Genomic DNA, 23,467 nt, shown 5'->3' with positions numbered 1-23,467 from the left:
CAAACGGTCTGAAACAACAGCGCCACCGTTGCTCCAAAGACTCACAACACGCTTTTTCCGGCCGTTTTCGCGGAAAGTGAATCTGTCGGAATCATAAGCACTTGCCAGCGAATCAACTCTCTGATTCTCTGCCTTAAAGCGTTTCCTGATTTGAGTCGTTCGACGCGTCGACCGCGTTTTCCGTCTGGGGGGCAACCTGCCGGGAGACTCGGACTCAATCTGGTCGCTGAATGCGTGGTTGCGGGCCCGCCGTGAGAGGGATGACGGGATATGAAGAACAAGCATGTGGCTGTCCTCCTGGGCGGATTCTCGTCCGAGCGGCCCGTGTCTCTGTCTTCGGGAAAGGCGTGTGCGGATGCGCTTGAGAATGAAGGCTACCAGGTTACCCGCGTCGATGTTGCGCGCGATGTCGGCGCCGTGCTCACCGAACTCAAGCCCGATGTCGTCTTCAACGCACTGCACGGCCCGTTCGGTGAAGACGGCACCATCCAGGGCATCCTCGAATATCTGGCCATTCCCTACACCCATTCGGGCGTGCTCGCCTCGGCGCTCGCCATGAACAAGGAGCAAGCCAAGAAGGTCGCCAAGGCTGCCGGCATCGCGGTGGCGGAATCGAAGGTTGCCAGCCGCTTTGCCATCCAGAACAAGCATCCGATGAAGCCGCCCTACGTGGTCAAGCCGGTCAATGAAGGCTCAAGCTTCGGCGTCGTCATCGTGCATGAAGGGCAGTCGCATCCGCCGCAGGTCATCGGCTCGTCCGAATGGAAATATGGCGAGACCGTCATGGTCGAGCGCTACATCCATGGGCGCGAGCTGACCTGCGCCGTCATGGGCGACGTGGCGCTCGGCGTCTGCGAGATCATTCCGACCGGCCATTCCTTCTACGACTATGATTCAAAATACGTCGCCGGCGGATCAAAACACGAAATCCCTGCTAAAATTTCATCAAATATTTACCAAAAAATACAGACACTGGCACTCAAGGCACATCTGGCTATCGGCTGCCGGGGCGTTTCCCGATCGGACTTCCGCTATGACGACCGTCACTCCGAAAACGGCGAGATTGTCTGGCTCGAGATCAACACTCAGCCGGGCATGACGCCGACGTCTTTGGTGCCTGAAATCGCCGCCCAGGCCGGGCACTCGTTTGGCGAATTGTTGAGTTGGATGGTGGAGGACGCTTCGTGTCTGCGTTGAAATGGGGACAGGACAAGGGCAGGGGCGGCGCCGGGCCGGCGCTGTTCGGCATGCCGTTGTCGTTCGACCATTTCGTGCTGCCGCGCGTGCTGCGCCGGCCGGTGCGCGTGCTGGCGCGCCTGGGCGGCGGCGACTTCGTCGCGCCGCGCTTTTCCGCGGCCATCCTGTCGGCTTCGCTCATTGCATCAAGCAGCCTCTATGGCGCCATTCTCGGCGGTCATGCCGACGACATCGTCCAGAGCATCACCGCCCGGACCGGCTTTGCCGTCGACCAGATCAAGGTGGTCGGCAACCGCCAGACTTCGGAGATCGACATACTGGACCGGCTCGAGCTCGACGGCTGGACGTCACTGATCGGCTTCGATGCCGAGGCCGCGCGTGAACGTATTGATACCTTGCCCTGGGTCGAAGTGGCGGCGGTGCGCAAGGTCTATCCACATACGCTGGAAGTGCGTGTCGAGGAGCGCGAGCCCTTCGCGCTCTGGCAGCAGGGCGCGGAGCTTTCGGTCATCGAACGCTCCGGCGCGGTGATCGCGCCGTTCTCCGGCGGCAAGCAGGCGCTGCTGCCGCTGATCATCGGCACCGGCGCACCGGCCAAGGCGCCCGACTTCGTGGCCAAGATCAACAAATTTCCCGAGCTCGCGGCTCGGGTCAAAGGCTATATCCGCATCGGCGAACGGCGCTGGGATCTTAAGCTGGAAAACGGCATCACGATCAAGCTGCCCGAGGATGGCGAGGATCAGGCGATCGCCGATCTGGTTCGGATGGACCACGACAACGGGCTTCTGACGCGGGACATCGCCGCCGTCGACATGCGCATCTCCGATCGCCTGGTGGTGCAGCTGACGCCGGAAGCGGCGACGCAGCGCCAGGCCGCGCTCAATGAAAAGCCGCAAAATCTGAAGCGCAAGTCGGGGACGAAGATATGAGCTGGCTTGGCGGCAACAGCGATGCCTCTTCGCGGCGTTCCGGCACGCTCACCGTGCTGGATGTCGGCTCGAGCAAGGTTTGCTGCGTGGTGGCGAAACTGAAGCCGCGCGAGGACGGCAAGCTGTTGCGCGGCCGCTCGCACCGCATCCAGGTGATCGGCATCGGCCACCAGAAATCGCAAGGCGTGAAGTCGGGCGTGGTCGTCGATCTCGACCGCGCGGAGCACGCCATTCGCCTGTCCGTCGACGCAGCCGAACGCATGGCGGGACTGACCGTGGATTCGCTGATCGTCAACATGACGGCCGGCCGGCTGAAGAGCGAAACCTATTCGGCCACCATCAATCTCGGTGGCCATCAGGCCGACGAAGCCGACATCAAGCGCGTGCTTGCCGCCGGCGCCAAGCAGGCGCTCAAGGCCGAACGCGACGTGATCCATTCGCTGCCCGTCGGCTTTTCGCTGGACGCCGAGCGCGGCGTGCGCGATCCGCGCGGCATGGTCGGCGACCAGCTCGGCGTCGATATGCATGTGCTGACGGGCGATGCCGCGCCGCTGCGCAATCTGGAGCTCTGCATCAACCGCTCGCATCTTTCGGTCGAGCGCATGGTGGCGACGCCCTATGCCAGCGGGCTTGCGGCCCTGGTCGACGACGAACTGGAAATGGGTGCGGCCTGCATCGACATGGGCGGCGGCACGACGACCATCTCGGTGTTTTCGGAAGGCAAATTCGTCCACGCCGATGCCATTGCCATCGGCGGCAATCATGTGACGCTCGATATGGCCAAGGGCCTGTCGACCTCGCTCGACGCCGCGGAGCGGCTGAAGGTGATGCATGGTTCGGCGCTGCCTGGCAGTGCCGACGATCGCGACCTGGTCTCGATCCAGCCGATCGGCGAAGACGGCGAGATGCCGCTGCAGATCCCGCGCTCGGTGATGACGCGCGTCATCCGCGCCCGCATCGACGAGACGCTGGAACTGTTGCGCGACCGGCTGAACAAGTCGGGCTACGGCAATGCCGTGGGAAAACGCGTCGTGCTGACCGGCGGCGCCAGCCAGCTTGCGGGTCTCCCCGAGGCGGCGCGCCGCATTCTGGGACGCAATGTGCGCATCGGACGCCCGCTCGGCGTGGCGGGCCTGCCGGAAGCTGCCAAGGGGCCGGCTTTCTCGACGGCGGTCGGGCTGCTGATCTATCCGCAGATGGCGAGCTTCGAGAGCCATCCGGCGAAAGGAATTTCCGGTCTCAGGATGACCGGGACGGGCGGAAAACTGCATCGCATGAGTCAGTGGTTGAGAGACAGTTTCTAATTGACGGGGACAGCCCCATAGGCGGCCGCGGCGGCGAAGCGGCGGGAAAGGCAAAGGACGGAGACAATGACGATCAATCTGCAAAAGCCGGACATCACCGAGCTCAAGCCGCGGATCACCGTATTCGGTGTCGGCGGCGGCGGCGGCAATGCCGTCAACAACATGATCACCGCGGGCTTGCGCGGTGTCGAGTTCGTCGTGGCCAACACCGATGCACAGGCGCTGACCATGTCGAAGGCCGAGCGGCTGATCCAGCTCGGCGCGCATGTCACCGAGGGGCTCGGCGCCGGCTCGCAGCCTGAAGTGGGCCGTGCGGCGGCGGAAGAGTGCATCGATGAGATCATCGATCATCTCTCCAACACCCATATGTGCTTCGTCACCGCCGGTATGGGTGGCGGCACCGGAACCGGTGCGGCTCCCGTGGTTGCCCGCGCGGCGCGCGAACGGGGTATCCTCACCGTCGGCGTCGTCACCAAGCCGTTCCATTTCGAAGGCCAGCGCCGCATGAAGACGGCGGATCTCGGCATCGAGGAGCTGCAGAAATGTGTCGATACCCTGATCGTCATCCCCAACCAGAACCTGTTCCGGCTGGCCAATGACAAGACCACCTTTGCCGACGCCTTCGCCATGGCCGACCAGGTGCTCTACTCCGGTGTTGCCTGCATCACCGACCTGATGGTCAAGGAAGGTCTGATCAATCTCGACTTCGCCGACGTGCGTTCGGTGATGCGCGAAATGGGCAAGGCGATGATGGGCACCGGCGAAGCTTCGGGCGAGGGCCGCGCGATGGCCGCCGCCGAGGCGGCGATCGCCAATCCGTTGCTCGACGAGACCTCGATGAGGGGCGCCAAGGGCCTGCTGATCTCGATCACCGGCGGCCGCGACCTGACCCTGTTCGAAGTCGACGAGGCCGCGACCCGCATCCGCGAGGAAGTCGATCAGGACGCCAACATCATCCTCGGCGCCACCTTCGACGAGGAACTCGAAGGCGTCATCCGCGTCTCGGTGGTCGCCACCGGCATCGACAAATCGGCAGCTGAAATTGCCGCGGCGCCGATCTCGATCCGGGCCGTGCCGCCGCAGCAGAAGCCGGTCAGCCGCCCAGCGGCTTCGGGGGCGGAAGGCCGTCCGGCACCGGTCCAGCAGCAGACCTATGAGCAGCGCGCGGCCGATCCGGTGGCCGAGGCGATCCAGCTTGCCGAGGCCAATGCGGCGGCAATGGCTCGTCCGGCGCAGATGGCCCAGCCGGAAGATTTCCGCCCGCAGAGCAAGATCTTCCAGGCCCCGCCTGCCCAGCCGCAGCCTGTCGTGCAGCAGGTGATGCAACCGGCGCCGCTGCGGGAAATGCCGCAGCCGGTGGCTGCCGCACCGCAGCGCATGCCGCGGGTGGAGGATTTTCCGCCGGTGGTGCGGGCCGAGGTGGAAGCCAAGGGCCGTCCGGCCGACCATGAAAACAGCGGGCCGATGGGGCTGCTCAAGCGGCTGACCAACGGACTGACGCGCCGCGAAGAAGAGCCGGCCCGGTTGCAGCCGGCACAGCCGCGCGAACCGAAACTGCGCCAGGCGGCGCCGGAAATGCGCCGCCTTGCCAGCCAGGATCCGCAGCTTTACGCGCCGCGCCGCGGCCAGCTCGACGATCAGGGCCGGTTGACGCCGCAGACCAGGTCGACCCAGGAAGACGACCAGCTGGAGATACCGGCTTTCCTGCGCCGCCAGGCCAACTGAGCCGTTAACGGTATGTAACACTTGTTAACAGGCAGACGAGAGATTGTCTGCCTGTTAACGTTAAAGTGGTTTAATAACAAGGTGTTACGATGTGACGCTCAAGGTCTGTCGCGGTTACACAGAGTAAGAAACCGTGATTTGGAGTCTCCCTGACAGACCATTATCTTTGCCGCAGCACTTTCGGTGTGCTGGGATTCGGGGAAGTGGCCCTGCCTGCCGATAAAAAGAGCCGCGCCTTTTGGGTTAAAGCGGACTTAGGCGTTTGGGCTATGGGGTTTGTCTTGCAAGACTATCAGACGACACTGAAATCGCGTGCAACGCTGACCGGTACCGGCGTTCACAGCGGCAAACCGGTCACCGTCAATTTCCTCCCTGCGGACGCCGACACCGGCGTGCTCTTCCACCTTTCGAACGGAAGCGAGAGCCGCGAGTTCCGCGCGCTGGTTGCTGAAGTCGGCGCGACCGATCTCTGCACCATGCTCGGCGATCCGGCAGGCGAGCATATCGCCACCGTCGAACATCTGATGGCGACGCTTTTCGGGCTCGGCATCGACAACATCGTCATCGAGATCGACGGTCATGAGGTTCCGATCCTCGATGGCAGTGCGGTGGCGTTCGTGGAAGCCATCGACCAAGCCGGCATCGAGACGCTGGCGGTCAAGCGCCGCTACATCAGGGTGGTCAAGCCCGTCCGCATCGAGAATGGCGCGTCCTGGGCCGAGTTCAGGCCCTATAGCGGCACGCGCTTCGAGGTCGAGATCGATTTCGAAAGCCCGGCGATCGGCCGCCAGCTATTCGCCTCCGACATCAACCCCGACATCTTTCGCCAGGATATCGCGCGCGCCCGCACCTTCGGCTTCATGAAGGATGTCGAGCGGCTGTGGGCGGCCGGCTATGCGCTGGGCTCCTCGCTGGAGAACTCGCTGGTGATCGGCGACGACAACCGGGTGATCAACATGGGCGGCCTGCGCTACCCCAATGAGTTCGCTCGCCACAAGACGATGGACGCGATGGGCGATCTGGCGCTGGCCGGCGCCCGTTTCATTGGTTGTTTCCGCTCCTATCGCGGCGGTCACCGGATGAATGCGGCCGCTTTGCGGCGGCTTCTGTCCGACCGTTCGGCCTTCGAGGTCGTCGAGACCACGCGCCGCGAGCGCGGCCGCACCGCCGAGATGAGCGCCGTCACCGGCCCTGTCTTTGCGCCCTGGGTGATCTGATTCTTAACGATTTTCTGGCTTTCTGAACGCTGGCCGGTGTTGCACGAAAGCATCACCGGCCAGTGAAAGTGCGTAGCATTCGGGGCAACACCAAGCCGCCACAAAAATGTGCGATTGGCTAGACATAGCGTTGCTGGGCAAGGCAGTTATGGTTTATGGCTGCTGCCGTCTGTTAGGCGCATGTCGCTCAAAAGTGGGGATCAGTTTTGAGGGAACGCCATGCGAAAGGCATTGAACTAACGCCGAAAGGGCGCAATCCAATCATGTTCTTCAAGCGAGTTGGTCAATCGAAAGCGCCGTATCGGGCTGTTTTCCTGGCGCTTTCGGTGGTTGTGCCATCGCTCTTCCTCTCGGCCTGCATGTCGTCCGAGAAAGACGTCGACCTGTCGACCTATGTCGACCAGACCGAACCGGCCGACGTCCTTTACAATCAAGGCCTTGCCAATCTCAATGCCGGCCGCCTGGATGAGGCGAGCAAGAAGTTCGACGCCGTCGACCGCCAGCACCCCTATTCGGAATTCGCCCGCAAATCGATGGTGATGGGCGCCTTCGCCGACTATCGCGCAGGCCGTTATGACGAAGCAATCGGCTCGGCCAAGCGCTATCTGACGCTTTATCCGTCGACCGACGACGCGGCTTACGCCCAGTATATTATCGGGCTGAGCTACTACAAGCAGATCAAGGACGTCACCCAGGATCAGAAGGAAGCACGCCAGACCGTGCAGACGATGCAGGATCTGGTGACGCGCTGGCCGACGTCGGAATATGTCGACGACGCCAAGGAAAAGATCCGTTTCGCCAACGACCAGCTGGCCGGCAAAGAGATGCAGATCGGCCGCTATTATCTCGAGCGGCGCGAATACATTGCTGCCGTCAAGCGCTTCCGCAACGTGGTCGAGAACTATTCCAACACCCGCCATGTCGAAGAGGCGCTGGCGCGTCTGGCCGAAAGCTACTACGCGATGGGCTTGACCTCGGAAGCGCAAACCGCCGCTGCGGTGCTCGGCACCAATTATCCCGACAGCCAATGGTACAAGGATACCTACAAGCTGTTGCAGAGCAACGGGCTTGAGCCGCGCGAGAATGCCGGATCGTGGATATCCAAGGCCGGCAAGCTGATCACCGGCGCCTGACGCCCGAGCATCGACTGAGGCGGAACGCGCTTTTCGGATTGATCCGACGCTCAAACAAAAAGATAGTGCGGCGCTGCGACTCCATCGGTCGCATGCCGCTTCACAGCGGTTCAGTGGTTTGATTGAGGCGCTGAACCGTCCTAACTTTTTGTTCTACGCAATTCCGGACGGAAAACCGCTACGCACTTTTCCTGGAATTGCTTGAGGTCCGGGTTCTGATGCTTTCCAGACTGTCGATCCGCGATATCGTCCTGATCGAGAAGCTGGATATCGACTTCCAGCCCGGCCTTTCCGTGCTGACCGGTGAAACCGGCGCCGGCAAATCGATCCTTCTCGACGCGCTGTCGCTGGCGCTTGGCGCCCGCGGCGACGCCTCGCTGGTGCGGCACGGTGCTGCCCAGGGCCAGGTCATTGCCGTCTTCGATGTGCCGCGCAACCACCCGGTGCGCGCGCTGCTGGCCGAGAACGCCATCGAGGATGACGGCGACATCATCCTGCGCCGGCTGCAGACGGCGGATGGCCGTACCCGTGTCTTCGTCAACGACCAGCCGTCCAGCGTCACGCTGATGCGCGACATCGGCCACGCGCTGGTCGAGATCCACGGCCAGCATGACGAGCGCGCCCTGGTCGATCCAGGCGCGCATCGCGAATTGCTGGACAGTTTTGGCGGCCATCTCGGCGCCGCCCGCGCGACCGGCGAGGCGTGGCGCTACTGGCGCGGCGCCGAGCAGGAGTTTGCCAGGCACCGCGCCAAGGTCGAGGCAGCGGCGCGCGAGGCCGATTATCTCAGGGCCTCGGTGGCGGAACTGGCAAAGCTCGATCCGCAGCCCGGCGAAGAGACGCAACTGGCCGAATTGCGCGCCACGATGATGCGGGCCGAAAAGATCGCCTCGGAAATACACGATGCGCAGGATGTGCTGTCAGGCCCGTCCTCGCCACTGCCGCAACTGGCCAGTTTGCTCAGGCGCCTGCAGCGCAAGGCCAGCGAAGCGCCGGGCCTGCTCGAGGATGTGGTGAAGTCGCTGGATGAGGCGATGCTGTCGCTGGATGCCGCGCAATCGGGCGTCGAGGCGGCATTGCGCGCCACCGAATACGACCCGCAGCGGCTGGAGAAGGCGGAAGAGCGGCTGTTTTCGCTGCGTGCGGCGTCACGCAAGCACAGTGTCGCTGTCGACGATCTGGCGCAACTGCGCGACACCATGTTGGCCGATCTCGCCGATCTCGATGCCGGCGAGGGGCGCCTGCATCTCTTGGAAAAGCAGGCCTCAGCGGCGCGCGAAGCCTACGATATTTCCGCAGCCCAGCTCTCCGCCCTTCGCCATGCGGCCGCGGTCGGCCTGACCAAGGCTGTGATGGCCGAATTGCCGGCGCTGAAGCTGGAACGGGCTGAGTTCATCGTCGAACTGGCCAGCGATGGCGAGAACCGCATGGAAGAAGGCATCGACCAGGTCGAGTTCTGGGTGCGCACCAATCCCGGCACCAGGCCTGGGCCGATGATGAAGGTCGCCTCCGGCGGCGAGCTGTCGCGCTTCCTGCTGGCGCTCAAGGTGGCGCTGGCCGACCGTGGCTCGGCGCCGACATTGGTCTTCGACGAGATCGACACCGGCGTCGGCGGCGCCGTGGCCGATGCGATCGGCCAAAGGCTGGCCAGGCTGTCGAAGCGCGTGCAGGTGCTGTCGGTCACGCATGCTCCGCAAGTGGCGGCACGTGCTGCGACGCATTTCCTGATCTCCAAATCCGGCGGCTCGGACAAGGTTGCCACCGGCATTGCCGAGATGGACCGGGCGGCGCGCCAGGAAGAGATTGCGCGCATGCTGGCCGGCGCCACCATCACCGAAGAGGCGCGCGCAGCCGCCGAACGGCTGCTACGCGAGAATATTGCTGCAGCGTAGTCGTCGCAAGGCTTTCGGACTGAGTCAGGATATGGCTCCATCCCGCTGTTCAGGAATGCTTTTTCCGAAATCCTGATTTATGGTGTCGCGCCACTGTCCAGGGACCGCTGCATGTCTGAAAAACCAGTCGAATCGTTGAGCGAAAGCGAAGCCGCGGATGAGCTCCAGCGGCTGGCCGAGGAGATCGCCGGTCATGACCGGCGCTATCATGCCGAGGACGCGCCGACGATTACGGACGCGGAATATGACGCGCTGCGGCGGCGCAACCTTGCCATCGAGGAGCGGTTTCCCGGTCTGGTGCGGGAGGATTCGCCCTCGCTGCGGGTCGGCGCCGCGCCGGCGGAAGGCTTTGCCAAGGTGCGCCATGCGGTGCCGATGCTCAGCCTCGCCAAGGCCTACACAGACGAGGACGTCACCGATTTCATCGAGCGTGGCCGGCGCTTCTTCGACCGCGACAAGGACCTCGACATCGCGTTTACGGCCGAGCCGAAGATCGACGGCCTGTCGGCGTCGCTGCGCTATGAACGCGGTGTGTTCGTGCAGGGTGCTACGCGCGGCGACGGCACTGTAGGCGAGGACATCACCGCCAATCTCAGGACCATCGCCGACATCCCCGCCAAGCTGAAAGGATCGGGCTGGCCCGAGACCATCGAGATCCGCGGCGAGGTCTACATGACCTATGCGGAATTCGAGGCACTGAAGGCCCGCTCGGCGGCGGTGGGCGGCCAGGACTATGTCAATCCGCGCAATACGGCAGCGGGCTCCTTGCGACAGAAGGATGCGTCCGTCACCGCCAGCCGCAATCTTAAATTTTTTGCCTATGCCTGGGGCTATACGACAGCGGATCCGGCGCCGACCCAATATGATTCGGTGCAGAAATTCGCCGAATGGGGGTTCAAGGTCAGCCCATTGATGGTGCGGGCGAAGTCTGTCGAGGAGCTGATCGCGCACTACCACAAGATCGAGGAGCTGCGTTCGTCGCTCGGCTACGACATCGACGGTGTCGTCTACAAGGTCGACCAGCTGGAATTGCAGCGTCGCTGGGGCTTTGTCACCGGCGAGCCGCGCTGGGCGGTTGCGCATAAATTCCCGGCCGAACAGGCGATGACGACGGTGCAGAAGATCGACATCCAGGTCGGCCGTACCGGTACGCTGGCGCCGGTGGCGCGGCTAGCGCCGGTCACGGTCGGCGGCGTGGTGGTCGAAAACGTCACGCTGCACAATGAGGACTACATCAAGGGTTTTGACAGCAACGGCTTGCCGATTCGCGACGGCATCGATGTCCGCATCGGTGACACGGTTGTCATACAACGGGCGGGCGATGTCATTCCGCAGATCGTCAGCGTCGTCGTCGACAAGCGGCCGGCTGATGCGGTGCCTTACGAATTCCCGCACATTTGTCCGGTCTGCGGCTCGCCGGCGACGCGCGAAATCAACGAGAAGACCGGCAAGGAGGATTCGCGCCGGCGCTGCACCGGCGAGCTGATCTGCGCCGCGCAGGCCGTGGAGCGGCTGCGTCATTTCGTGTCGCGCGGCGCGCTCGACATCGAGGGGCTGGGCGCCGAGAATATCGACCTGTTCTTCAATTCGGGACTGGTCAAGACCGCCGCCGATATCTTCACCCTCAGGGATCGCCGCCCGGCCGTCACCAGGGCGCTGGCCGAGCGGCGCGAGGAGCAGGCTAGGCAGCGCGAGGCGGCATCGGGCAAGGCGCGCAAGAATGTGCGCGGTGTCGAGAACCGCAATTATGAAGGCCTCGACAAGCTGTTCGCGGCCATCGATTCGCGCCGCGAGCCGGAGCTCGACCGCTTCATCTTCGCACTCGGCATCCGCCATATCGGCGAAACGACGGCGGCCGTGCTTGCCCGGACGTTTTCGACCATCGAGGAGCTGATCCGCGTCGGCAAGGAAACGGCGGCGGCTGAGGATCCGCACAGCGTCTTCCCCTCCATCAACGGCATTGGCGACACGGTGATCGACGCGTTGCGCGATTTCTTCGGCAATGAACGCAATGACGACGTGCTCGACAGACTGCTCGAACAGGTCAAGCCGAAGCCGTATGTCGTCACCGTGTCGACCGACAGCGAGGTTGCCGGCAAGACCATCGTCTTCACCGGCACGCTGGAAAAGATGACACGCTCCGAAGCCAAGGCGATGGCCGAACGGCTCGGCGCCAAGGTGGCGGGTTCGGTGTCGGCGAAGACCGATCTGCTGGTGGCCGGGCCGGGCGCTGGCTCCAAACTGAAGCAGGCCAGCGAACTCGGCGTCGAAGTCATCGACGAGGACACATGGCTGCAACGGGTCGGCAAGGCATGACCGCCGGTTCGTTCAAAGGGTTCGGGCAAAAGGCCATACCGTTCCTCAAGGCGCTCGACTTCCACCAGAGCCGCGAATGGTTCCAGGAAAACCGCGCGCTTTACGACAGCGAGTTGCATGAGCCGTTCTGCGATCTGGTCGAGACGCTGACCGAGCGCTTCGCGGCGGCGGGTCTGGGCTTGCGCGGAGACCGCAAGAAGTCACTGTTTCGCATCAACCGCGACGTGCGCTTCGCCAAGGACAAGCGGCCCTACAACCAGCATTTGTCGGCCATGCTGTCGCCGGATGGCACCAAGATGGAGCAGGGCGTGTTCTTCGTCTATGTCGGGATCGACCGCTGCTTTGCCGATGTCGCCTGGTGGAATCCGGAGCCGTCCCTGCTGCTGGCGATGCGCAAGGCGATCGTCGCCCGGCCGGCCGAGTTCCGAAAACTGCTCTCAACGCTGAAGAAAAACGGCTTCGAACTTGAAACCGAGGGCCGCATGAAGCGCACGCCGCGCGGCTTCGAACAGGTCAACGAACCCGATCTTGTCGACGCCATCCGCAACCGGCACTTCTATGTCCAGCACATGATCGATCCGGCTGGAATTCACGCGCCGACGCTGGTCGACGAGCTTGTCGATTTCGCCTTGCGCGCCAAGCCGCTGCTTGACTGGGGCAGGGCGATCCAGGGCACGGCACCGCGGAGCTAAATCAGCCCGGCGCGCTACTCGGCTACATCCGCATCAAAAGCCCACCGTCGACTGCCAGTTCGATGCCGGTGATGTAGCTTGCCGCATCGGAAAGCAGGAAGAGCGCGGCATTGGCCATGTCCTGCGGCGTGCCGATGCGGCCGAGCGGCGCATAATTGGCAACGGCCGCGCGTTTCTCCTCGGTGTCCCAGCGCGCCTGCAGCGGCGTCAACGCCATGCCCGGGCAGATCGAATTGGAGCGGATGCCATCGCCCGCCAACTGCATGGCGAGCGACTTCGACAGCGCACAGACGCCGGCCTTCGATGCCTGGTAGGCATCCTGCGGGGTCGGATCGCCGCGATACCACTGGATGGTGGAGAAGTGCACCATGGCGCCGCCGCGTCCGCCGGCCCGCATATGCGGAACCACCGCCCGCGCGGTGTGGACGAAGGATTTCAGATTGATGTTGAAGACCTGGTCCCAGACATCAAGGTCCATCTCGAGGGCCGACTTGTCGCGGCCGAACCAGAGCACGCCTGCGACATTGGCGAGATAATCGATGCCGCCGCGCTTGCGGCCCGCGGCGTTGATGGTCTGCTCGACAAAGGCGGCGTCGGTGAGGTCGCCCTGGGCAAAGGTGAGCCGGTCGTCATAGGCGGCAAGCGACGCCGGACGCGGCTTGACGTCGATGGCGGTGACCGAGGCGCCGGCCTCGAGCAGCGCCAGCGAGATCGCCTCGCCCATACCGCCACCGGCGCCGGTGACGACCGCGTGCCTGCCGGTGAAATCATAAGCGATCATCCGAACCCCCTCATTTGTTTTTACAACATCAGTTTCGCTGATTTGTTGGCTCAAGCGAATTCGTCTGACTTTTCAAACGCCGGCTCCTACATAGCAGCGCGAGATGGGAATGTGACATGTCGGCAGAGACCTTAAGCGAAAATTCCGTGGCCAGCGACTTCTGGGACGGCGTGCGGCTGTCGATGCCGGTGGTTGTCGCCGCGGCGCCATTTGGGCTGCTGTTCGGCGCCATCGCCGTCGACAACGGCTTTTCCGTTCTCGAAGCTTTCTTGATGAGCGCGCTGATCTTCGGCGGCGCCAGCCAGATGGTCGGCATCGAATTGTTCGGCCAGCATGTCGCGCCATGGCTGATCGTGCTGTCGATCTTCGCCGTAAACTTCCGTCACGTGCTTTACTCCGCCAGCATCGGCCGGCGAATCGCGCACTGGCCGGTTATCAGCCAAGCGCTGGGCTATTTCGTGCTCACCGATCCGCAATTCGCGGTGGCCGAGCGTAAGGCCGAAGCCGGCGAGACCGTTGGCTTTGCCTGGTACATGGGGCTTGGCCTGCCGGTCTATGTGTTCTGGGGGATCGAGAGCGCGCTGGGCGCGGTGTTCGGCAAGCTGATCCCGGACACGCATGCGCTCGGCATCGACTTCCTGCTGCCGATCTATTTCCTCGGGCTGGTCATGGGCTTTCGCAACCGGCCACTGTGGCTGCCGGTGGTGATCGCCAGCGCCGCGGCGTCGATCATTGCCTACAAAACTGTGGGATCGCCATGGCACGTCTCCATCGGCGCCGTTGCAGGCGTGCTTCTGGCCGTCATCCTGCCGCCGCACCATAGCGGTGTGGAGGCAAAACGATGAGCGCGAACTTGTGGATCATCATTGCCGGCGCGATCGCCACCTATCTCACCCGCGTCGGCGGCCATCTGGTGATCTCGCGCTTCGACCACATCCATCCACGCGTCGAGGCGGGTTTGAATGCCGTGCCGGCCGCAGTGTTGACGACGCTGGTGGCGCCCGCCGCACTTAGCGCCGGACCGGCGGAATGGGCGGCGCTGGTCGTCGCCGCTGTGGTCTCGCTGCGCGGCGGCCTGATGGCGATGTTTCTGGCCGGGGCGGTGGTGCTGGTCCTCGCGCGGCAGTTTGTGGCATAGGGCGCCTGCGCGCGGAACAGTTTCGAACTGTCGGCGCCGCCGCTCATTGCCCTGGCGGGCGTTCGTCACTCGAAAAGCCAAGCAATTGGCTTTTCGTCCGCTTCGCGGACCGCTCCTCACCTCCCCGTATAGTGACGGGGAGAAAGAAGCTCATTTCAGATCTTGGCGTCGTGCGGCAGCGGCGCTGTCGCTTTCTCCAGCCAAGCCAGCGTCTCGCCGTCGAGCATCGGGCCGATCTCGGCCAGCACCCAGGCATGGTAAGTATCCAGCCAGTGCAACTCCTCGCGCGTCAACAGGTCGGTGCGGATCAGCCTGATATCGATCGGCGCCAGCGTCAGCGTCTCGAAACCGTGCATGGCGATGTCGCCGCCCTCCACCTGTTCAGCCGGTGTCACCAGGATCAGGTTCTCGATGCGGATGCCGTAGGAGCCTTCCTTGTAATAGCCGGGCTCGTTGGACAGCATCATGCCGGCCAGCAGCTTTTCGGTGCCGGTGCGGGCGATGCGCTGCGGCCCTTCGTGCACCGCCAGATAGGAGCCGACGCCATGGCCGGTGCCGTGGGCAAAGTCGCAGCCATGCTTCCACAGCGCCATGCGCGCCACCGCGTCGATTTCCGAGCCGCGCGTGCCGGCGGGAAAGCGCAGAGTGGAAATGCCGATCATACCTTTCAGCACCAGTGTGAAGCGCTCGCGCATCTCCTCGGTCGGCTGGCCGATCGGCACCGTGCGGGTGATATCGGTGGTGCCGTCCTGATACTGGGCGCCGGAATCGAGCAGGAACAGCTCGCCCTTTGCCAGCTCGCGGTTGGTGGCGCGCGACACGCGGTAGTGCATGATGGCGCCGTTCGGACCGCTGCCTGAAATGGTGTCGAAGGAGACGTCGCGCAGCGGCATCTGCGTTTCCTCGCCGGTCTGCCGGCGCACCTCCTCCAACTTGGTGACAACGGTTATTTCGTCGAGCGTGCCCGGCTTTTGCCGTTCCAGCCAGCACAGCAGTTTCGCCACGGCCGCCCCGTCTCGGCGGTGCGCGGCGCGGCTGCCGGCGATTTCCGCCTGGTTCTTGGTGGCGCGCGGAATGCGGGCGGGATCGGCCGCTGAAACAAATGCGCCGCCATTGTCCTCGACCAGCATTCTCAGCTTCTCCGCCGCCAGCACCGGGTCGAGCGCGATCTTGGCGCCGCCCTTGGCAAGGGTAACGACCGCCGCCTCGAATTCGCCGGGCTCGTGCAGATCGGCGAGTTGGGTGAGATAGGCGGCGACCGTGCGCGAAAACTTGCGCTGGTCCATGAACAGCTGGTGCTTGCCGTCGGCGGCAGGGATCGCGAAGCCGAGCGCCAGCGGCGTGTGCGGCACGTCACCGCCACGGATGTTGAAGGCCCAGGCGATCGAGGAGGGGTCGGTGAGCACGGCGTGCGTCGCGCCCTCCTTGCCGATTGCCGCCACCAGCCGCGCCAGCTTGTCCTTGGCGAGTTCCCCGGCAAAGCCGATCGGGTGGATTTCGACCGGCGCCACGGGCGGCGCCGGCTGATCCTTCCAGATGATGTCGATCGGGTTCCTGTCGAGCGGCACCAGCGTCGCGCCGGATTGCTCAGCCGAGGTTTTCAGCGCCTTGACCTCAGCGATCGTGTGCAGCCACGGGTCGAAGCCAAGCCTGGCGCCCTTGCCGAGATTGTCCTTGATCCAGGAGGCCGGCGGGTTGTCGACGAGACTCTCGATCGCAAAAATGTCGAGATCGACCTCGTGGCGCACTTGCAAGGTATAGCGGCCATCGACGAACATGAAGGCGCGGTCACGCTGCACAAGTGCTACGCCCGCCGAGCCGCTGAAGCCGGTCAACCATTTCAGCCGCGCCGAGCGATCGGCGACATACTCGCCCTGGTGCTCGTCGGCGCGCGGCACCAGGAAACCGTCGAGGCCATTATCCGCCAGCCATCGCCGCAGCAACGTCACGCGCGGCTTGCCGACGCTGGGGTCGCCTGCGGAATCGAAGGTCTGGAACATGGTATGCCTCCTGTATCGGGCGCGACCGTAGCGCATGACCCGGAAAACCGGAATCGATTTTCGCCAATCGCAACAGGCTCGGATTGGTCCAAAGCGCGTTGCGTCTCAGTGCTTCAGGTGGATCGTCACCCAGCCTTCGCGATGCAAGGTCCTGACATGCCGGAAATTCTGGCCGACATAGGCCGAGATCACCGCATTGCATTGGCGCTCGAGGATGCCGGACAACACGATCGAGCCGCCGAGGCTGATGTGCCTGGCCATCTCAGGCGCCAGCCGCATCAGCGGCCGCGCCAATATGTTGGCGACGATGAGGTCGAAAGGCGCGCGCTTGCCGAAGATCGGGTGGTGGAAGCCGGGCGCCGTCACCGTTTCAACCAGCGCCTTGACGTGGTTGAGGCGGGCATTGGCGGCGGCGACCCTGACGGCGATCGGATCGATGTCGGTCGCCAGCACCGGAATATGCGCCAGTTTGGCGACGGCGATTGCCAGCACCGCGCTGCCGGTGCCGAGGTCGAGGGCATTCCTGGGACGTTCGCGGCGCACGACCCGTTCCAGCATTTCGAGGCAGCCGGCCGTGGTGCCGTGATGGCCGGTGCCGAAGGCAAGGCCGGCCTCGATCTCGATGGCGAGTTCGCCGCTGTGGCGCTTCCGGCGGTCATGCGCGCCATGGACGAAGAAACGTCCGGCGCGCACCGGCTTCAGTCCCTCCAGCGAGCGCGCCACCCAGTCGATGTCGGGCAAAACCTCGCGCTCGATCGGCTTCGACAGGGACAGTCCGGCAAGGCTGTCCCTTAGCCGCGCCTCAACCGCGTCGACATTGCCGTCGGTGTAGAGCGAAACCTCATAGATGTCGCGGTCTTCATCGACTTCGAGCACGGCGATCGGCAGGCCTTCATCCTCGAAAGCCGGTTCGAGCGCGGCAAAGATGCGGTCGGCCTCGATCTTCCCAGCGATGAAGTGGAGCCTGGTCTGACCCATCAGTTGGTCTCTTGTTTGAGCATGATCTCTGGACAACACTTTTCTGTCCGAGAAAACCGGAATCCACGTTTCGGGATCATGCCTAGCCTGCCGCCAGCCGCTTCAGCTTGGCGATCGCGGTATCGGCGCTTTCGCCATAGGCTATGGTGCCCGAAAACTCGCCCTTGGCGTTGAGCAGCAGCGCGGAGGCGGTGTGGTCCATCGTGTAATCGCCGTCGCCGGTGTCGACCTTCTTCCAGTAGATGTTGAAGGACTTCGCCATGGCGTGCACCTTGTCGGGATCGCCCGATATGCCGACGATGCGGTCGGAGAAATTGCTGACGTAAGTGTTCATCACCGGCGGCGTGTCGCGCTCTGGATCGACGGTAACGAAGTAGGCGTTGAGGTTCTTGCCGTCGTCGCCCAGCGCCTTCAGCCAGCCGGCCATTTCGAACAAAGTGGTCGGGCAGACTTCCGGGCAATGGGTGAAGCCGAAGAAGACGATGCTGGGTTTTCCCCTGAAGGCGGCTTCGGTGATTGGCGCGCCTTTCTGGTCGACCAGCGTGAATGGCGCACCATACGGCTCGCCACCATAATGGCCGCGATAGAAGTCAAAGGTGAGCCAGCCGATGCCCGCCGCCATCAGAACCAGAATGCCGACCAGAATTGAACGCATCATCAGGAAGTGTCCGTCGCAGAAATCGAGCGCCGGATCGGCGCTCCTGTTGGCGAGCAGTCTTAGCCGGTCGCAGGGAGCAAGGCAAAGATGCCGCGTTGCCGCAACCGGGCTGGACGCTACCTTGCAAACAGCTGGCCCTTATCCCACCTGAGACCGGCAAACCGAACCTGAGGAGGCTCCCTTGCAAAGACGGACTGGGCAGAGACGGATTGGGCAGAAACTGATCGGCGGCGCGCTGGCCGCATGCATTGCCCTTGGCGCCGGTGCCGCCGCGGCAGAGGAGGTCGGCAAGGTCGGCGTCGATTGGGTCGGCAACGACATCATCGTCGAGGCGATCAAGGACCCCAAGATCGACGGCGTGACCTGCCATGTCTCCTATTTCGACCGCAGCGTCATCGACCGCTTGCACAAGGGCAACTGGTTCGAGGATCCATCGGATTCCTCGATCTCCTGCCGCCAGACCGGACCGATAACCATCGGCGACATCGACATGAGCGAGGGCGGCGAAGAGGTATTCAAGCAAGGCATCAGCCTGATCTGGAAGAAGCAGGTGGTGAACCGCATCTACGACAAGAAGAACGAGACGCTGATCTATCTCTCGCATTCGCGCCAGGTACAGGACGGCTCGGCGAAAATGTCGGTGACGACCGTGCCGCTGTTCGGCCAGAACGTGGTGTGGACCGGCGGCAAGCCGAAATAGCCGGTCGGAGCCGACGCACGATCCACCCGCCTGCGGGTCCGATCGCGACGCGACAATTGCTTCTGCAATTGCGCGGGGGTAAATCCGCCGCATGGACCGTACCGAAAACCTCGTCCTGAAAGATCCGGAGCCGCGCATCCATCCGACCGCGGAGCTGAAAGCGTGCAAGCTTGGCCGCTATGCCTCGATCGGCGAACGGGTGGTGCTGCGCGAGGTCAATGTCGGCGATTTCTCCTATTTCGAGCGCCACGCCGAGGCGATCTACACGACGATCGGAAAATTCTGCTCGATCGCCGCCAACAGCCGCATCAATGCGTTGGAGCATCCGATCGAGCGGATCACGCAGCACAAGCTCAGCTACCGGCCGAACGAGTATTTCCGCTGGCTTGGCGTCGACGTGGCGTTCCGCGCGCGGCGGCAGGCCAAGGCGGTCAGCATCGGCAACGATGTCTGGATCGGCCATGGCGCCGTCATCATGCCCGGCATCAGCATCGGCAATGGCGCCATCGTCGGCGCCAATGCGGTGGTGACGCGGAATGTACCGGCCTACGCAATCGTCGCCGGCGTACCGGCGAAGCCGTTGCGCATGCGCTTTCCCTCCGAGATCGCGGCGCGGATCGAAAGCCTTGCCTGGTGGGACTGGCCGCCGGAGAAACTCGCCAAAGCGGTTCCCGACATGCAGGCTTTGCCGATTGAGGATTTCCTCGATCGCTGGGAGCAAGAGCATTCCTGAGAGCTCGCCGCGCGTGCGCGGTTTCATCGACTGGCTGGCCGAAATCCTGGCGCCAAAATTCTGAACGGCACGTGTCGGGAAGAGTTCCGCCGGTCTGCGGCAACGCAACGAACCCCTTCCGCCATGCGGGGGTGGCGCAGCGGAAGGGGCTTGGAGACAAATCCGCGTGAAGCGGACGGAACAGGTTTTTTGGCCTGCATGGTGACTAATGGCAACAAACCGATAAGGCGGCTTTTCACGGCGCTGCGCCTTTGGCGTGCATACAATTGCATCAGCGATGCCCTCTGCGACAGGGAACCGGAAGCGGCTGCCGGTTGTTTATTGTTGGAGCGATGAATGCGGCCTTGGTCAGCTCGTCGCGCTTTGAACGGTTGAGGATGTGAATGATCGAAAAGCTGTTTACCAGAATCGCCAACACCGTTTCGCACTTGGCGGGCCTGCCGCCGACTTTCATCGCCTGTTGCGCCATCGTTATCGTCTGGGCGGTAAGCGGGCCATTCTTCGGCTTCTCCGATACGTGGCAGCTCGTCATCAACACGGGAACGACGATCATCACCTTCCTGATGGTGTTCCTGATCCAGAACACCCAGAACCGCGACGGTGCCGCGGTTCAGGCCAAGCTCGACGAACTGATCCGCGTCAGCGAGGGCCACAATCATTTCATCGGCATCGAGCACCTGACCGAATCCGAGGTCGAGGAGATCAGAGACAAATGCGAGCGGGCGGCAAAACGCCATGACCACGAGCTCGCCGAACTCGCGGCCAAGAAGGCCGTCTCGCAAAAGCGCACCGCGAAAAAACGCGCGCCCGCCTGAGTCTCGGCTTTGGCTGAGTTCGACGATCAGTTTCCCATAAAGGCCGCGAAAGCGTCCTTATGGTCGGGGTGCCAGCGCGAGAGAGCAGGCCGGTTCTCGATGATGTCGCCGATCGCCCAGGCCATGCGCTTTTCATCGGTCGGCCGCATCACCTCATTGTCGGGGCACAGGATGTAGAAGTCCCCACGCGCCAGCGAAGCCAGCATGAAGTCGACCACCTGCTCGCCGGTCCAGGCGCCAGCCGGTTTTTCGACCGCTCCTTCGGTGAGGCCGGTGAAGGTGAAGCCGGGAATGAGAAGATGCGCCGCGACCTTCGCGCCCGGCTCGTTGCGCAATGCGTGCGCCAGGCCTTCGGCGAACGTCTTCAATGCCGATTTGGAGACGTTGTAGGCGAGATTGCCCGGTGGCGTGGTGATGCCTTGCTTGGAGCCGGTGTTGATGATCAGGCCAGGCTCTCCGGAGGCCAGCATGGCCGGAGCGAAGGCCTCGACGCCATGTACGACACCCCAGAAATTGATGTCGATCAGCCGCTTCCAGGCGTCGCCGTTCTCCCACGGTTTTCCCGGATTGTTGCCGACGCCGGCATTGTTCATCAGCAGCGATACGGCGCCGAAAGCGGTATGCGTCTTTTCCGCCAGCCGGCCGAGTTCGTCGGCCTTCGAAACGTCGGTGGCGACGGCAAGCACGGCATTCTCGCCGGTGATCGCGGCGACTGCCTGGCGGGCCGCATCGAGGCGCGCGCCGCCAATGTCGGCCAGCACCAGTCTCATGCCCATAGCCGCCAGCCTTTTGGCAGCGGCAAGCCCGATGCCGCTGGCGCCCCCGGTGATGACGGCGACGTTGCCTCGGCTGAGGGCGGGCAAAGCGGATTGGATTTCGGCGTCGGAGTTCATGATCTTTTTCCTAGGGTTCGGGTGGCGCCGAACTTAGCGCGGGACGCGCATCGTGCAAGGCCGTCCCGCGTGTTCGGGTTGACCGCATCAACGGCGGCCGTGCATGCTGCGGCCGAACAGGAGACTGCCGATTGACCGACTGGGTTGCGATCCTGAAGGAGCAGACCGCCACCGGCGACCAGATGGGCCGCGAGGTGCCACAGATGCTTGCCAATCCGGACATAAGCGAAGCGCAGGTGAAGACCTTGTTTTCGGCACTCGAAAAACAGGCCGAGTTCGTTGAGAAATTGCGCATGGCGCTGGAAAAATTCGGCCATGATTTTTCGATCATCAAGGCGGCCGAGCGGCTGGAGGAGCGCTATGCCGACCTTGCGGCGTCGGTTGCCGAAAAGCTGAAGGCGATGCGCAAGTAGAGGCGTCCTACGCTACTTTTCCAGCACCCGCGAAAAACGCGTGTCCGGCACGAACCAGACGGCGGCCACCAGCACGAAGATCGCAACGCCGATCCATTGGTTGACGAAGGCAAGCGGGACGGCGGCGGCGTAGAGGGCCACCGAGATCTTGCCCTTGCGGTCATTGCCCAGCGCCTTGGCGAAGGCGGTGTCGTTGCCGTGCAAATGGTGCAGCTTGGTGGCGAGAAAGGTGTAGGCGACCGCGCACAGCACCAGGTCGATGCCATAGACGGCGACGGGGACCGGCGCGAAATGGTTCTCGCCCATGAAGGCCGTCGTTGCCGGCATCAGCGACAACCAGAACAGAAGGTTGAGGTTGGCCCACAGCACGCGGCCGTCGACCCTTTGGACGGTGTGGAACATGTTGTGCAGATTGTTCCAGTAGATGCCGACATTGATGAACGACAAGACATAGCTGAAAAAGATCGGCCACAGCGGCAGAAGCGCTGAAAAATCCTCGCCATGCGGCACTTTCAGCTCCAGCACCATGATGGTGATGATGATGGCGACCACCCCATCGGTGAATGCCTCGACTCTACCTTTTCCCATAAATTCTCCCTCTCGATGGAAAGACGTTAAGCGAGGACTTCGGGCAAGACCATCCTGACAAGGTTGTCAGGATGAAGTTCGGCGCGTGGAACGGCCATCCTTACATGGACGTTGGGGCGCAATTGGGCGTTGGGCGATTGGTTGGAGGTTGCCATGACCAGCTATGCCGAGACCACGACGCGCGACAACGGACTCGATGGCCGGCCCGCGATGGCCGCGGTTGCCGCCATGATCGCCGCGCTGTTCGCCGGCAGCACGGTGCTGACGCCGCTTTACGTCATCTACAAGCAGGCCTTCGGTTTCTCGCAGATCACGCTGACGCTGGTCTACGCCGTCTATGTCGTCGGCAATCTCGGCGCATTGCTGATGTTCGGGCGCTTGTCCGACGGCATTGGCCGCCGTCCTGCGGCGCTGGCGTCGATGGCCATAGCGGTGGTCAGCGCGGTGGTGTTCCTGCTGGCCGAGAATGTCGCATGGCTCGATGTCGCCCGCATATTGAGCGGCCTTGGCATCGGCGTCGGCGCGGGAACCGGCACGGCCTGGCTTGCCGAATTGATCGAAGGCAAGGACAAATCGCGCGCGGCAATCATCGCCACCAGCACCAACTTCGTTGGCCTTGGCCTCGGCGCGCTGGCATCGGGCCTGCTCGCCGAATATGCACCCTGGCCGTTGAGACTAACGTTTGCGGTCTATCTTGCCTTGCTGGTGGTGGTGACGCTGCTGATCTGGCGTACCCGCGAAACCGTGTCCCGGCCGGGCAGGCTGACCGACGTTTCGTTGCGGCCACGGCTATCGGTGCCGAGCGATATCCGCGCTGCCTTCGTGGCGCCGGCGGTCACCGGTTTCGGCGCCATGGCGCTGGTCGGCTTCTATGCAGCCCTGGCGCCGAGCATCCTGGCGCAGCAACTGCATGTGGCCAACCATGCCGAGGCCGGCGCGCTGTTCTTTGAACTGTCGATCGTTGCGGCCGCGACCATTCTGGCCACGACCCGACTGTCCAGCCGCGCCGGCACGCTGGCCGCGCTGGCGCTGATGATCCCGGCCGTAGGGCTGATGGTTGCTGCTCAGTTTTTCGCGTCGATGTCCCTGATGGTTGCCGCCACCGCTGTGTGCGGCGTGGCGGCGGCGCTCGGCTATCGCGGCGGCCTGCAGGTGGTGAACCAGATCGCACCTGCCGAGCGTCGCGCCGAATTGGTGTCGGCGTTCTTCATCTGCTGCTTCTGCGGCAATGCGCTGCCGGTGATCGGCATTGGGCTGCTGTCGAGTTGGGCCACTCCGACGACGGCAAGCCTGGCCTTCGCCGGCATGATCACGCTGTTCTCTGTCGTAGCGCTGGGGTTCGGCGTCAAATACGCGCGCTGAGCC

At 63.4% G+C, this 23,467-nt stretch carries 22 protein-coding genes; 16 read left to right on the top strand and 6 right to left on the bottom strand.

Features of this window, described 5'->3' with window-relative positions; all coding sequences use genetic code 11:
• Positions 1-270 precede the first annotated feature (270 nt).
• From NKH22_RS07390 to NKH22_RS07350, 9 genes are all read left to right on the top strand, one after another.
• A complete protein-coding gene (locus tag NKH22_RS07390; RefSeq protein WP_023668279.1) occupies positions 271-1,197 on the top strand; it encodes a D-alanine--D-alanine ligase in 927 nt (308 codons plus the stop codon).
• Positions 1,185-2,126 (top strand): cell division protein FtsQ/DivIB, encoded by a 942-nt coding sequence (locus NKH22_RS07385; protein WP_023688033.1) that lies wholly within the window; start codon positions 1,185-1,187, stop codon positions 2,124-2,126. The genes NKH22_RS07390 and NKH22_RS07385 overlap by 13 nt, the downstream gene beginning before the upstream one ends.
• Positions 2,123-3,430: a cell division protein FtsA gene (gene ftsA / locus NKH22_RS07380; protein WP_023688034.1), complete on the top strand. Its 1,308-nt coding sequence runs from the start codon at positions 2,123-2,125 to the stop codon at positions 3,428-3,430. Before NKH22_RS07385 ends, ftsA begins: the two co-directional genes overlap by 4 nt.
• 66 nt (positions 3,431-3,496) lie before the next feature.
• Entirely contained in the window at positions 3,497-5,155 is a 1,659-nt protein-coding gene (ftsZ, locus tag NKH22_RS07375; protein ID WP_352909266.1) for a cell division protein FtsZ, read from the top strand.
• A 269-nt stretch (positions 5,156-5,424) separates the two neighbouring features.
• Entirely contained in the window at positions 5,425-6,372 is a 948-nt protein-coding gene (gene lpxC / locus NKH22_RS07370) for a UDP-3-O-acyl-N-acetylglucosamine deacetylase (protein ID WP_023668283.1), read from the top strand.
• A gap of 263 nt (positions 6,373-6,635) precedes the next feature.
• A complete protein-coding gene (locus tag NKH22_RS07365) occupies positions 6,636-7,505 on the top strand; it encodes an outer membrane protein assembly factor BamD (RefSeq protein WP_023668284.1) in 870 nt (289 codons plus the stop codon).
• A gap of 218 nt (positions 7,506-7,723) precedes the next feature.
• Positions 7,724-9,397: a DNA repair protein RecN gene (gene recN, locus NKH22_RS07360; protein WP_023690878.1), complete on the top strand. Its 1,674-nt coding sequence runs from the start codon at positions 7,724-7,726 to the stop codon at positions 9,395-9,397.
• Positions 9,398-9,508: 111 nt separating this feature from the next.
• Positions 9,509-11,713 carry an NAD-dependent DNA ligase LigA gene (ligA, locus tag NKH22_RS07355; RefSeq protein WP_023804333.1) on the top strand — a complete coding sequence of 735 codons (2,205 nt, stop codon included), beginning with the start codon at positions 9,509-9,511 and terminating at the stop codon, positions 11,711-11,713.
• Positions 11,710-12,405 carry a DUF2461 domain-containing protein gene (locus tag NKH22_RS07350; protein WP_023682130.1) on the top strand — a complete coding sequence of 232 codons (696 nt, stop codon included), beginning with the start codon at positions 11,710-11,712 and terminating at the stop codon, positions 12,403-12,405. The genes ligA and NKH22_RS07350 overlap by 4 nt, the downstream gene beginning before the upstream one ends.
• Positions 12,406-12,427: 22 nt before the next feature.
• Here the strand turns inward: NKH22_RS07350 and NKH22_RS07345 are convergent, their stop codons facing one another.
• A complete protein-coding gene (locus NKH22_RS07345; RefSeq protein ID WP_023688040.1) occupies positions 12,428-13,186 on the bottom strand; it encodes an SDR family NAD(P)-dependent oxidoreductase in 759 nt (252 codons plus the stop codon).
• 116 nt (positions 13,187-13,302) lie between these two features.
• On the opposite strand from NKH22_RS07345, the gene NKH22_RS07340 reads away from it, so the two are divergent.
• Together NKH22_RS07340 and NKH22_RS07335 are read left to right on the top strand one after the other, a co-directional pair.
• Positions 13,303-14,031: an AzlC family ABC transporter permease gene (locus NKH22_RS07340; RefSeq protein ID WP_023668289.1), complete on the top strand. Its 729-nt coding sequence runs from the start codon at positions 13,303-13,305 to the stop codon at positions 14,029-14,031.
• Positions 14,028-14,324 carry an AzlD family protein gene (locus NKH22_RS07335; protein ID WP_023826605.1) on the top strand — a complete coding sequence of 99 codons (297 nt, stop codon included), beginning with the start codon at positions 14,028-14,030 and terminating at the stop codon, positions 14,322-14,324. The genes NKH22_RS07340 and NKH22_RS07335 overlap by 4 nt, the downstream gene beginning before the upstream one ends.
• A 155-nt stretch (positions 14,325-14,479) precedes the next feature.
• Here NKH22_RS07335 and NKH22_RS07330 read toward each other — a convergent pair whose 3' ends face one another.
• The 3 genes from NKH22_RS07330 to NKH22_RS07320 form a co-directional block, all read right to left on the bottom strand.
• Positions 14,480-16,324: an aminopeptidase P family protein gene (locus NKH22_RS07330; protein WP_023753103.1), complete on the bottom strand. Its 1,845-nt coding sequence runs from the start codon at positions 16,322-16,324 to the stop codon at positions 14,480-14,482.
• Positions 16,325-16,429: 105 nt separating this feature from the next.
• A complete protein-coding gene (locus NKH22_RS07325; protein ID WP_023682125.1) occupies positions 16,430-17,302 on the bottom strand; it encodes a 50S ribosomal protein L11 methyltransferase in 873 nt (290 codons plus the stop codon).
• 82 nt (positions 17,303-17,384) lie between these two features.
• Entirely contained in the window at positions 17,385-17,960 is a 576-nt protein-coding gene (locus tag NKH22_RS07320) for an SCO family protein (protein ID WP_023682124.1), read from the bottom strand.
• Positions 17,961-18,141: 181 nt separating this feature from the next.
• On the opposite strand from NKH22_RS07320, the gene NKH22_RS07315 reads away from it, so the two are divergent.
• The 3 genes from NKH22_RS07315 (at position 18,142) to NKH22_RS07305 (ending at position 20,208) form a co-directional block, all read left to right on the top strand.
• The gene (locus tag NKH22_RS07315; RefSeq protein WP_023753104.1) at positions 18,142-18,660 is read left to right on the top strand and encodes a CreA family protein; all 519 of its coding nucleotides are present in this window, start codon (positions 18,142-18,144) and stop codon (positions 18,658-18,660) included.
• A gap of 91 nt (positions 18,661-18,751) precedes the next feature.
• Positions 18,752-19,393 (top strand): DapH/DapD/GlmU-related protein, encoded by a 642-nt coding sequence (locus tag NKH22_RS07310; protein ID WP_023735962.1) that lies wholly within the window; start codon positions 18,752-18,754, stop codon positions 19,391-19,393.
• A 383-nt stretch (positions 19,394-19,776) separates the two neighbouring features.
• Positions 19,777-20,208, top strand: a complete 432-nt coding sequence (locus NKH22_RS07305) for a low affinity iron permease family protein (protein ID WP_031197064.1) — start codon at positions 19,777-19,779, stop codon at positions 20,206-20,208.
• 26 nt (positions 20,209-20,234) lie between these two features.
• Here NKH22_RS07305 and NKH22_RS07300 read toward each other — a convergent pair whose 3' ends face one another.
• Positions 20,235-21,101, bottom strand: a complete 867-nt coding sequence (locus tag NKH22_RS07300; RefSeq protein ID WP_023821772.1) for an SDR family NAD(P)-dependent oxidoreductase — start codon at positions 21,099-21,101, stop codon at positions 20,235-20,237.
• Between the two features lie 131 nt (positions 21,102-21,232).
• Here NKH22_RS07300 and NKH22_RS07295 point away from each other — a divergent pair, with 131 nt between their 5' ends.
• Positions 21,233-21,514 (top strand): hypothetical protein, encoded by a 282-nt coding sequence (locus tag NKH22_RS07295; protein ID WP_023668298.1) that lies wholly within the window; start codon positions 21,233-21,235, stop codon positions 21,512-21,514.
• 12 nt (positions 21,515-21,526) lie between these two features.
• Here NKH22_RS07295 and NKH22_RS07290 read toward each other — a convergent pair whose 3' ends face one another.
• Positions 21,527-22,102 carry a TMEM175 family protein gene (locus NKH22_RS07290; protein ID WP_023682120.1) on the bottom strand — a complete coding sequence of 192 codons (576 nt, stop codon included), beginning with the start codon at positions 22,100-22,102 and terminating at the stop codon, positions 21,527-21,529.
• Positions 22,103-22,255: 153 nt separating this feature from the next.
• Between NKH22_RS07290 and NKH22_RS07285 the strand changes: the two genes are divergently transcribed.
• Positions 22,256-23,464, top strand: coding sequence for an MFS transporter (locus NKH22_RS07285; protein ID WP_023821771.1), 1,209 nt, complete (start codon positions 22,256-22,258; stop codon positions 23,462-23,464).
• Positions 23,465-23,467 lie beyond the last annotated feature (3 nt).

Source organism: Mesorhizobium sp. M1252, from assembly GCF_040318265.1.
GTDB lineage: Bacteria > Pseudomonadota > Alphaproteobacteria > Rhizobiales > Rhizobiaceae > Mesorhizobium.
This window is presented reverse-complemented; position numbering and strand designations above follow the sequence as displayed.